This is a genomic window from Paraburkholderia solisilvae (assembly GCF_902859875.1).
Lineage (GTDB): Bacteria > Pseudomonadota > Gammaproteobacteria > Burkholderiales > Burkholderiaceae > Paraburkholderia > Paraburkholderia solisilvae.
The window spans coordinates 1-10,816 of record NZ_CADIKF010000094.1 but is presented as its reverse complement, the minus strand read 5'-3'; the positions used below and the strand labels follow the sequence as shown (position 1 = coordinate 10,816).

8 protein-coding genes are annotated in these 10,816 nt (G+C 64.0%); 3 read left to right on the top strand and 5 right to left on the bottom strand.

Annotated elements, in window-relative coordinates:
• Positions 1 to 178 precede the first annotated feature (178 nt).
• From HV675_RS31390 to HV675_RS31380, 3 genes are all read left to right on the top strand, one after another.
• Positions 179 to 1,417: an EmrA/EmrK family multidrug efflux transporter periplasmic adaptor subunit gene (locus HV675_RS31390; RefSeq protein ID WP_175115352.1), complete on the top strand. Its 1,239-nt coding sequence runs from the start codon at positions 179 to 181 to the stop codon at positions 1,415 to 1,417.
• 52 nt (positions 1,418 to 1,469) lie between these two features.
• Positions 1,470 to 3,035, top strand: coding sequence for a DHA2 family efflux MFS transporter permease subunit (locus HV675_RS31385; RefSeq protein WP_175115351.1), 1,566 nt, complete (start codon positions 1,470 to 1,472; stop codon positions 3,033 to 3,035).
• A 256-nt stretch (positions 3,036 to 3,291) separates the two neighbouring features.
• On the top strand, positions 3,292 to 3,726 hold the full coding sequence (locus tag HV675_RS31380) for a cupin domain-containing protein (protein ID WP_246270671.1): 435 nt from the start codon (positions 3,292 to 3,294) through the stop codon (positions 3,724 to 3,726).
• Positions 3,727 to 3,805: 79 nt separating this feature from the next.
• Here the strand turns inward: HV675_RS31380 and truB are convergent, their stop codons facing one another.
• The 5 genes from truB to rimP all read right to left on the bottom strand — a co-directional run bounded on the left by truB (position 3,806) and on the right by rimP (position 10,229).
• The gene (gene truB, locus HV675_RS31375; RefSeq protein WP_175115349.1) at positions 3,806 to 4,762 is read right to left on the bottom strand and encodes a tRNA pseudouridine(55) synthase TruB; all 957 of its coding nucleotides are present in this window, start codon (positions 4,760 to 4,762) and stop codon (positions 3,806 to 3,808) included.
• Positions 4,763 to 4,783: 21 nt separating this feature from the next.
• Entirely contained in the window at positions 4,784 to 5,149 is a 366-nt protein-coding gene (gene rbfA, locus HV675_RS31370; RefSeq protein WP_175115348.1) for a 30S ribosome-binding factor RbfA, read from the bottom strand.
• A gap of 75 nt (positions 5,150 to 5,224) precedes the next feature.
• Positions 5,225 to 8,137 carry a translation initiation factor IF-2 gene (infB, locus tag HV675_RS31365; RefSeq protein ID WP_175115347.1) on the bottom strand — a complete coding sequence of 971 codons (2,913 nt, stop codon included), beginning with the start codon at positions 8,135 to 8,137 and terminating at the stop codon, positions 5,225 to 5,227.
• Positions 8,138 to 8,298: 161 nt separating this feature from the next.
• Positions 8,299 to 9,774 carry a transcription termination factor NusA gene (gene nusA / locus HV675_RS31360; RefSeq protein WP_175115346.1) on the bottom strand — a complete coding sequence of 492 codons (1,476 nt, stop codon included), beginning with the start codon at positions 9,772 to 9,774 and terminating at the stop codon, positions 8,299 to 8,301.
• Positions 9,771 to 10,229 (bottom strand): ribosome maturation factor RimP, encoded by a 459-nt coding sequence (gene rimP / locus HV675_RS31355; RefSeq protein ID WP_175115353.1) that lies wholly within the window; start codon positions 10,227 to 10,229, stop codon positions 9,771 to 9,773. The genes nusA and rimP overlap by 4 nt, the downstream gene beginning before the upstream one ends.
• Between the last annotated feature and the right edge of the window lie 587 nt (positions 10,230 to 10,816).

Genomic DNA, 10,816 nt, shown 5'->3' with positions numbered 1-10,816 from the left:
GCCCCGCCGCAGACGCCGGCGCACGCCGCCGCCGCGACGACCACCGCCGCTTCGGCTCAGGCGGCGAACTGACCGGACCGCCCGCGCGAGGCCTCCTGCCTCGCACTGTGGCCCGGGACCCGGCCACACGACACCTATAAGCGACACACGAGAGACACGAAAGAACACGGAGCCCATCATGAGCACGCCTCAACAACAACCCGCGCCGACCGCGCGACCTTCGAACAACAACGGCAAACGCAAACGGATGATGACGCTGCTCGTCATCGTGATTCTGCTCGCCGCGATCGGCTATGGCCTGTACTACTTCCTCGTCGCGCGCTTTCACGAGACGACCGACGACGCCTACGTGAACGGCAACGTCGTGCAGATCACGCCGCAGGTGACCGGCACGGTGATCGCCGTGAACGCCGACGATACGCAAACCGTCAAGGTCGGCGATCCGGTCGTCGTGCTCGATCGGGCCGATGCACGCGTCGCGTTGCAGCAGGCCGAGGCGAATCTCGCGCAGGTGGTGCGTCAGGTGCGCGGCCTGTATGTCGACGACAACCAGTATCAGGCGCAGGTCGCAGTGCGCCAGAGCGATCTGTCGCGCGCACAGGACGACCTGCGCCGCCGCCTGACCGTCGCGCAAACGGGCGCCGTATCGACGGAGGAAATCTCGCACGCGCGCGATGCGGTGCGCAGCGCGCAGGCCGCGCTCGATGCCGCCCAGCAGCAGCTCGCGGCCAACCGCGCATTGACCGCGAACACCACGATCACCGATCACCCGAACGTGATGGCCGCCGCCGCGCGAGTACGCGACGCGTATCTGAACAACGCGCGCAATACGCTGCCGGCGCCGGTGACCGGCTATGTCGCGAAGCGCTCGGTGCAGGTCGGCCAGCGCGTGTCGCCGGGCAATCCGTTGATGGCCGTCGTGCCGCTCAATGGCGTATGGGTCGACGCGAACTTCAAGGAAGGACAGTTGCGGCATATGCGCATCGGCCAGCCGGTCGAACTGACCGCGGATGTCTACGGCTCATCGGTCGTCTATCACGGCAAGGTGGTCGGCTTCTCCGCCGGCACCGGCGCGGCCTTCTCGCTGCTGCCCGCGCAGAACGCGACCGGCAACTGGATCAAGGTCGTCCAGCGTCTGCCGGTGCGTATCGAGCTCGACCCGCGCGAACTCGAGACGCATCCGCTGCGCATCGGCCTGTCGATGCTGGCGGATGTGAACATCAGCAACGAGTCCGGCGGTCAGCTCGGCAACGCGCAGAACACGGTCTATCAGACCAGCGTATTCGACAAATACGGCGACGACGCCGACGCGGAAATCGCGCGCATCATCACGCAAAACGCGGGTTCGACCGCCAGTGCATTGCAGAAGCCCGCGGCGCACGGCGCGGGCAAGGGCGCGGCGGCCCGGCTCATGTAAGCCGCAGGTCGACACGCCACCCCGGTCAACATAAAACAAGGGCTTTCGCTCCATGGCTCAGGCTCAAGCGCCGATCGTCCATCCGCCGCTCGAAGGCGCGCAACTCGTGATCGGCACGATCGCGGTGTCGCTCGCGGTGTTTATGAACGTGCTCGATACGTCGATCGCGAACGTGTCGATTCCGTCGATTTCCGGCGACCTCGGCGTGTCGTCCGATCAGGGCACATGGGTCATCACGTCGTTCGCGGTCGCCAATGCGATCTCGGTGCCGCTGACCGGCTGGCTCACCGAACGCATCGGCCAGGTGCGCCTCTTCATGGCGTCGATCGTGCTGTTCGTGATCTCGTCGTGGATGTGCGGTCTGGCGCCGACGCTGCCGTTTCTGCTCGCGTCGCGCGTGTTCCAGGGCGCGGTCGCGGGCCCGATGATTCCGCTGTCGCAAACGCTGCTGCTGGCGAGCTACCCGCGCGCCAAGGCGCCGATGGCGTTGTCGATGTGGGCGATGACGACGCTGATCGCACCGGTTGCCGGCCCGATTCTCGGCGGCTGGATCTCGGACAACATCTCGTGGCCGTGGATCTTCTACGTGAATATTCCGGTCGGCGTGATCGCCGCGGCCGCGACCTGGGCAATCTTTCGCGATCGCGATTCGGCCATCCGGAAAGCGCCGATCGATACTGTCGGCCTCGCGTTGCTGATCACCTGGGTCGGCTCGCTGCAGGTCATGCTCGATAAGGGCAAGGACCTCGACTGGTTCTCGTCGACGACGATCGTCGTGCTCGCGTTGACCGCGATCATCGCGTTCGCGTTCTTCGTGGTGTGGGAGCTGACCGCCGATCACCCGGTGGTGGACCTGTCGCTCTTCAAGCTGCGCAATTTCACCGGCGGCACGGTCGCGCTGTCGATCGGCTACGGGTTGTACTTCGGCAATCTCGTGCTGCTGCCGCTGTGGCTGCAAACCGATCTCGGCTATACCGCGACCGACGCGGGCATCGTCATGGCGCCGGTCGGACTGTTCGCCATCCTGCTCTCGCCGGTCACGGGCAAAGTGTTGCCGCGCACCGACCCGCGCTATATCGCGACCGCGTCGTTTCTGGTGTTCGCGCTGTGCTTCTGGATGCGCTCGCGCTATACGACCGGCGTCGATACGTTCGCGTTGACGGTGCCGACGCTGATCCAGGGCATCGCGATGGCCGGCTTCTTTATCCCGCTCGTGTCGATCACGTTATCCGGCTTGCCGGGCAACCGGATTCCTGCGGCATCGGGCCTGTCGAACTTCGTGCGGATCATGTGCGGCGGCATCGGCACATCGATTTTCCAGACCGCGTGGGACCATCGGTCGATTCTGCATCACACGCGGCTCGTCACGCAGGCCAATCCGTACAACCCGACTTTCGATGCGACGGTCCAGCAGATGAACCAGTTGGGCTTGAGCCAGCAGCAGGCGTTCGGTTTGTTCAATTCGATGGCGACGCAACAGGCGGCGCAGCTGGGTGTGAACGACCTGTTCTATATTTCGGCGGGCATTTTCATTGCGCTGATTGCGCTGATCTGGATCACGAAGCCCGAACGCTCGCACGGCGGCGATGCGGGCGCGGCCGCGTCGGCGGCGCATTGAGCGGTTGTACTGTGCGGTTGTACTGCGCGGCGTACCGGGCGCCGCAACACACGATGCGGCCGCGCGCCTTCTGGCGCGAACCGCTGCATCGCATGACGAATCGGCGCAATTGTTGAAGTGACTTGATTCGCACGAGGCGGTAAATTCATGACCGAAAGTCAATTGTCGGCGTTTGCGACAATTTCGACGCCCCTCTCCGATCATCTCTATGTGCGAATCACGAATGAACAGATACTGGATAAGCAGAATCGCCGCCATGCGCATCTTCGTCGCGCTTTCCACCGTTGCTGCGGCAGTCGCGTGCGCCCACGCACAAGCGGAAGTCATCAAGCCCGTCAAGGTGACCAGGCCTGAAATCAACGGCGCGATTTTTCAGCGCAAGGACGCCGTGCATGAGAACAAGGACGGCAATGCAACGACGGACGTCGTGACGTTTACGTCGAAAGACAGCGGGTATCAAACGGGGCTGTACAAGTCCGGGCCGCTGCACGAAGTCGACAAGGACTATCCGTACAACGAATTCCTGTACTTCATCAGCGGCGGCGTCACGCTGACTTCGACGGACGGCTCAGTCGTCACCGTTCACGCGGGCGAAGCGGTGACGATTCCGCGCGGATGGAGCGGCACGTTCGATACGAAGGGTTATACGAAGCTCTATGTCACGTATAACCCGGACGACGTGAAGAAATAACGGCCGACCTTGGCGGATGCCGCGCGGGGCCAGGCGCCGCGTGCCGCGAACCCGCGGGGGGCTGCCGCGCCGCTCGAGCTCAGGACGTTGCGGTGACAACCAGTCGCTCCGGCGCCAGCACGCCGTCGCTTGCCTTCGCGACGCCGAGCAGACGCCCGCCGTCCAGCGCCGCATAAACCCGCACGCGCGGCGCGCACAGCGCGGCGTCGTCAATCGACAGATCGGCAAGACGCAGCCGCTGCCCGTGCAGGAAACGGCGGGCCGCTTCATCGTCGAGCCGCACCATCGGAAACGTGGATAGCAACGCATCGACCGGTTGCAGCCAGCGATCGAGATCGCTTTGCGCCGCATCGGAGAGCGCGTCGAGCGTCACCGCATGTTCGAGCGTCAACGCACCGACGCCCGTGCGGCGCAGTGCGATCAGATGCGCGCCGCAGCCGAGCGCCTCGCCGATATCTTCCGCGAGCGTGCGCACATACGTGCCCTTGCTGCATGTGACGCGGAACGTCACGTCCGGCAGCGCGCACGCGAGCAGTTCGAGCGTATGGATCGTGATGCGGCGCCCTTCCCGCTCGACGGTTTGGCCGGCACGCGCATATTCATAGAGTGGCTTGCCGTCGCGCTTGAGCGCCGAATACATCGGCGGAATCTGCACGATCTCGCCGAGAAAACGCGCCAACGCCGCTGCAATACCCGCCTCGCTGCAACGAACCTCGCGCGTCTGCAGCACTTCGCCTTCGGCATCGCCGGTCGACGTCGTGATGCCGAGGCGCATGGTCGCCTCGTACGTCTTGTCCGCGTCCAGCAGATCCTGCGAGAACTTGGTGGCCTCGCCGAAGCACAGCGGCAACAGGCCGGACGCGAGCGGATCGAGCGTGCCCGTATGGCCGGCCTTCTTCGCCTGATAAAGGCGCTTCGCGCGAATCAGCGCATCGTTGCTCGACAGACCGACCGGTTTGTCGAGCAACAACACGCCGTCGAGCGCGCGGCGCGGCACACGCGGTCGCTGCGGTGCGGTTGGAGGAGCGGTCGTCATATCAGCCGGCGCGTGACGGTGTCAGTCGTCTTTTGCGCGATTCGCGTTCGCTTCGTCGATCAGCCGCGACATCTGCACCGCGTGTTCGATCGTCTTGTCGTAGTGGAAGTGCAGCGTCGGCACCGTGTGGATATGCAAGCGCTTGAAGAGCAGGTTATGCAGATGGCCGGCCGCATGATTGAGCGCGACCTGGGTTTGCTCCGGATCGCCCGTCAGCGTCGTGAAAAAGATTTTCGCGTGCGCATAGTCCGGCGTCAGTTCGACGCTCTGGATCGTGACGAGTCCAATTCGCGGGTCTTTGACCTCGCGTAGCAATTCCGACAGATCGCGCTGAATCTGATCCGCGATCTGTACATTGCGATTAGGTGACGTGCGTTTTTTCGGCATGTTTCAGTCAGGCATAAAAAACCAAGGGCGGAGCCGGCTTGGCGCCCGCTCCGCCCTTCTGGCGCGGCGCTCCGGTTACAGCGTACGCGCGACTTCGGTGACTTCGAAGACTTCGAACTGATCGCCTTCGACGATATCGTTGAAGTTCTTCACCGACATACCGCATTCGAAGCCCTGGCGCACTTCGCGGACGTCGTCCTTGAAGCGCTTCAGCGAATCGAGCTCGCCGGTGTGAATGACGACGTTGTTGCGCAGCACGCGCACCGACGACGACCGTTTGACGACACCATCGGTGACCATACAGCCCGCCACCGTGCCGACCTTCGGCACCTTGAACACCTGGCGCACCTCGACCATGCCGGTGACGACCTCGCGCTTCTCCGGCGAGAGCATGCCCGACATCGCGGCCTTCACCTCATCCACTGCGTCATAGATGATGTTGTAGTAGCGAATGTCGACGCCGTTGGTTTCCGCGAGCTTGCGCGCTTGCGCATCGGCACGCGTATTGAAGCCGACGATAACCGCCTTCGACGCCGTCGCGAGGTTGACGTCCGACTCGCTGATGCCGCCGACCGCGCCGTGCACGATCTGCACGCGCACTTCGTCGGTGGACAGCTTGAGCAACGCCTGCACCAGCGCTTCCTGCGAACCTTGCACGTCGGCCTTGACGATCAGCGGCAGGTTCTGAACTTCGCCTTCGCCCATCTGCTCGAGCATGTTCTCGAGCTTCGCGGCCTGCTGCTTCGCAAGCTTCACGTCGCGGAACTTGCCCTGACGGAACAGCGCGATTTCACGCGCCTTGCGATCGTCCGGCATCACGATCATTTCTTCGCCGGCCGCCGGCACTTCCGACAGACCCTGGATTTCAACCGGGATCGACGGACCCGCCGACTTCGTCGCCTTGCCGGTTTCGTCGAGCATCGCACGCACGCGGCCGTAGGCGCTGCCCGCCAGCACGACGTCGCCGCGGTTCAGCGTGCCGGACTGCACGAGGATCGTCGCGACCGGGCCCTTGCCCTTGTCGAGCTTCGCTTCGATCACGAGGCCCTTCGCCGGTGCGTCGACCGGTGCCTTCAGCTCGAGCACTTCAGCCTGCAGCAGCACGTTTTCGAGCAGATCGTCGATCCCCTCGCCGGTCTTCGCGGACACCGACACGAACGGCGAATCGCCGCCGTATTCTTCCGGCACGACACCTTCCGCGACCAGTTCCTGCTTCACGCGGTCCGGGTTCGCGTCCGGCTTGTCGATCTTGTTGATCGCGACGACCAGCGGTACGCCGCCCGCTTTCGCGTGCGAGATCGCTTCCTTCGTCTGCGGCATCACGCCGTCGTCGGCGGCGACCACCAGAATCACGATGTCGGTCGCTTTCGCGCCGCGCGCACGCATCGCCGTGAACGCCTCGTGACCCGGCGTATCGAGGAAGGTGATCACGCCGCGCGGGGTTTCGACGTGGTACGCGCCGATATGCTGCGTAATGCCGCCCGCTTCGCCGGCCGCGACCTTCGCGCGCCGGATGTAGTCGAGCAGCGACGTCTTGCCGTGGTCGACGTGACCCATCACCGTGACGACCGGCGGACGCGGCAGCGATTCCGCATCGCTCGCTTCGCCTTCGACCAGCATCGCTTCCGGATCGTCGAGCTTCGCGGCCACCGCGTGGTGACCCAGCTCCTCGACGACGATCATCGCGGTTTCCTGATCGAGCATCTGGTTGATCGTCACCATCTGGCCGAGCTTCATCATCACCTTGATGACTTCCGACGCCTTCACCGACATCTTGTGCGCGAGGTCAGCCACCGTGATCGTTTCCGGCACGTGCACTTCGCGCACGATCGGCTCGGTCGGCGCCTGGAACGACGTGTTCGCGTCCTGATGCTTGCCGCGACCCTTCGGGCCGCCGCGCCAGCCGCGATCGACGCCGCCGCTCGAGTCGCCGCGCGTCTTGATGCCGCGACGCTTCGCGGCGTCGTCCTGCCAGCCGCCGGTCTTGCCGGCGCCGGGCTTCTTGCGATCGCCCGCGGGCGCGGACGACGGAGCGGCCGTCGCAGCCGGCGCCGATGCTGCCGGCTTCTTCGCCGGACGCGCTGCCGCGGTTTCGCCAGCCGGCCGTGCCGGCTTGTGCAGCGTGCCTTTCGCCTCAGCCGCCTTCGGTTGCTCGACCGGCTTCTGCGGCGCGACGGGCTCAGGCGGCTTCGGCTGAGCCGCCTTGCGCGGCGTGCTCATCATCTCGCGAATCGCGCGCGCTTCGGCTTCCGCCGCCGCGCGGCGCTTGGCAATCTCCTCCGACTCGGCGCGCGCCTTCTCGGACGCCGCACGTGCGGCGTCCTCGGCCTTCTTCGCCGCTTCACGCTGCGCCGCGCGTTCCGCTGCGGCGCGCTCGTCTTCCTGCTCGGTGCGCTCGGCTTCCGCCTGCTGCTCGCGCGCGGCCGCCTCGGCCATCGCCGCCGCACGCTTTTTCGCCGCTTCTTCTTCCGCGCGCTGGCGCTCCGCCTCGGCCGCCTGCTCGCGCGCCTGACGCTCCGCCTCTTCGCGTTCGAGATGTTCCTGACGCTCCTTCAGCTCCTGAGCCTGCTGCGCGAGCAGCTCAGCCTGCTGACGCGCCTCTTCCTCACGACGCTGCAACTCGAGCTCTTCCGCATCGATGGTTTCGGCCGCTTGCGCCGCCACCGCGTCACCCTGCTCGGCCGACTCATCGCGACGGACAAAGGTGCGCTTCTTGCGAACTTCGACCTGAATGGTGCGAGCTTTACCCGTCGCGTCGGATTGCTTGATTTCCGACGTGTGCCGCCGCGTGAGCGTGATCTTGCGCTTGTCGGCGTCCTGCGAGCCGTGCGACTTGCGCAAGTGATCGAGCAGGCGCGCCTTGTCGGTTTCCGACAAGGCATCGTCCTCACTCGCTTTCTCGACGCCCGCCGCCTGCAGCTGCTCGAGCAGCACGCCTGCAGGCATTTTCAGTTCCGCGGCAAATTGGGCTACGTTGTTACTCGCCATTCATTCCTCTTAGTGCAAGGACCAATTCCTTGCGGTTAGCATCGGGTCGTGCGGCCAAACGGCATCGATACGGGCTCCAAAGCGGGCTTTTATCGCGGGCTTCAAAGCAGCATCGATGCGATGCCGCGGTCAGGTCAGTGGTTCATGGTCATGTCACTTTGTCACTGAAACCAGTGTTCACGGGCCTTCATGATCAACGCCTTCGCGGCGTCCTCTTCCATGCCGGTCATTTCGACCAGCTCGTCTACTGCCAGCTCCGCCAGATCGTCGCGCGTCTGCACCTGATGTTCGGCAAGCTTCGCGAGCAGATCGGCGTCCATCCCATCGAGGCTCTTCAGATCGAGCGCCACGCCCTCGACTTTCTCCTCGTTCGCGATCGCCATCGTCAGCAACGCATCGCGGGCGCGGTTACGCAATTCGTGAACCGTGTCTTCGTCGAAGGCCTCGATTTCGAGCATCTCGTTGAGCGGCACATAAGCGATCTCTTCGAGGCTCGTGAAGCCTTCGTCGATCAGGATGTCGGCGACTTCCTCGTCGACATCGAGACGCGCCATGAACAGGTCACGCAGGATGCTGCGTTCCTGATTCTGCTTTTGAGCAGACTCGTCCGGCGTCATGATGTTGATCTGCCAGCCGGTCAACTCGCTGGCAAGACGCACGTTCTGGCCGCTGCGGCCGATAGCGACCGCCAGTTCGTTTTCGTCGACGACGACGTCCATCGAATGCTTTTCTTCGTCGACGACGATCGACTGGACGGCTGCCGGCGCAAGGGCGCCGATCACAAACTGGGCGGGATCTTCCGACCATAGCACGATGTCGACGTTTTCGCCACCGAGCTCATTGCGCACCGCCTGCACGCGCGAGCCGCGAATGCCGACGCAGGTGCCGATCGGATCGATGCGCTTGTCATACGCGATCACGCCGATCTTGGCGCGCACGCCGGGGTCGCGCGCCGCGGCCTTGATCTCGAGCAGCCCCTGTTCGATTTCCGGCACTTCCATTTCGAACAGCTTCATCAGGAACTCGGGCGCGGTGCGCGACAGTTCGATCTGCGGGCCGCGCGCGGTGCGGTCGACTTTCGCGATATACGCACGCACGCGGTCGCCGACGCGCAGGTTCTCTTTCGGAATCAGCTGATCGCGGCGCAGCAGCGCTTCGACACGGCCCGATTCGACGATGAAGTTGCCCTTGTCGAGACGCTTGACCGTGCCGGTCATGATGCTTTCGCCGCGCTCGAGGAAGTCGTTCAGGATCTGCTCGCGTTCCGCATCGCGAACCTTCTGCAGAATGACCTGCTTGGCGGCTTGCGCGCCGATCCGGCCGAATTCGATCGACGGCACCGGTTCTTCCAGATAATCGTCGATTTCCGCATCGGCCTTCTGCTCGCGCGCTTCGAACAGCAGGATTTCCTGATCCGGCTCCTGCAGTCCCGCTTCGTCCGGCACCACGCGCCAGCGGCGGAATGTTTCATGCTCGCCGCTCTCACGGTCGATATGGACACGAATGTCCGCGTCCTCGTCGAAGAGTTTCTTGGATGCCGAAGCGAGCGCCGCTTCGAGCGCGGCAAATACGACGTCCTTGTCGACGTTCTTCTCGCGTGCCAGCGCATCCACCAGCATCAACACTTCGCGACTCATTGTTTGCGGCTCCTAAAGTCAACTTTCGGAACGAGGCGTGCTTTATCGATATCCGCAAGCGTGAAATCCAGCATCGCGGCGCCTTCCTTCCCTTCAAATTCAAGACCGATCGTCTCGCCTTGCGGAGCATGCAGAACGCCCCGGTACGATTTCCGTCCGTCCAATGGCTTTTTCAACGTGATCACCGCCTCGCTGCCCGCGAAGCGCTCGAAGTCCGCCAGTTTCTTGAGCGGCCGGTCAAGACCCGGCGACGATACTTCGAGCCGCTCGTAATCGATATTCTCGACCGTCAAAACGTGCTGGAGCTGACGCGTCACCTTTTCACAATCTTCGATTGCGATGCCGGCAGGCTGGTCGATATACACGGTCAGCATGCCGCGCCCGATGCGCTCGAGATCGACGAGTTCGTAGCCAAGGCCCACGACCGTCGTTTCAATCAGTTCCGTCAGTTGCACAATGCCCTCTAGATGTTCGCGCGGCGCGCCGCCGGTGCCACGGCGGGGGTGCCATGGGGATGCCCCATGCGGTTGCCACGAGATTGCAAGCGAACACCACCACAGCGGGCCGCGCCAGGCTGGCGCGCGTTGCAAGTGCTACCCCGGATGCGGAACCACCTGTCGAACGCAATGATTCGCGAACTTTGAACGGCAAAAAAAAATGGGCGAAACGCCCATCATCTTATTGCCGGTGGTCGCACCTGAGCTGCACGCAGAAATCAGACTTCCAACCGCACGCCCAGCGACTTCGTGATTGTAGCCATTTTTCAGGACAAACGCAAACCGCAAACCCGCGCCAAAGCGCATCTGCGCGTGCTTTGGTGCGGATCGTGGGGTAATCGCCAGACAAAAAAAGAAGCCGCAAGCGCAGACGGCAACGGTTCAGACCGACCTTCCGCTGCCTGATATCGGCTGCCTGCTAACCGCGGCCGCGCGGGCGGCCGCGTGGCGTACGGTTTCCGCCCGGATTCGGATTGCCGCCGCGATTGGGGGTGCCGCCCGCCGGACGGCCACCGCCGCCGGCGCGCTTGTCGCCGCCGGGGCCC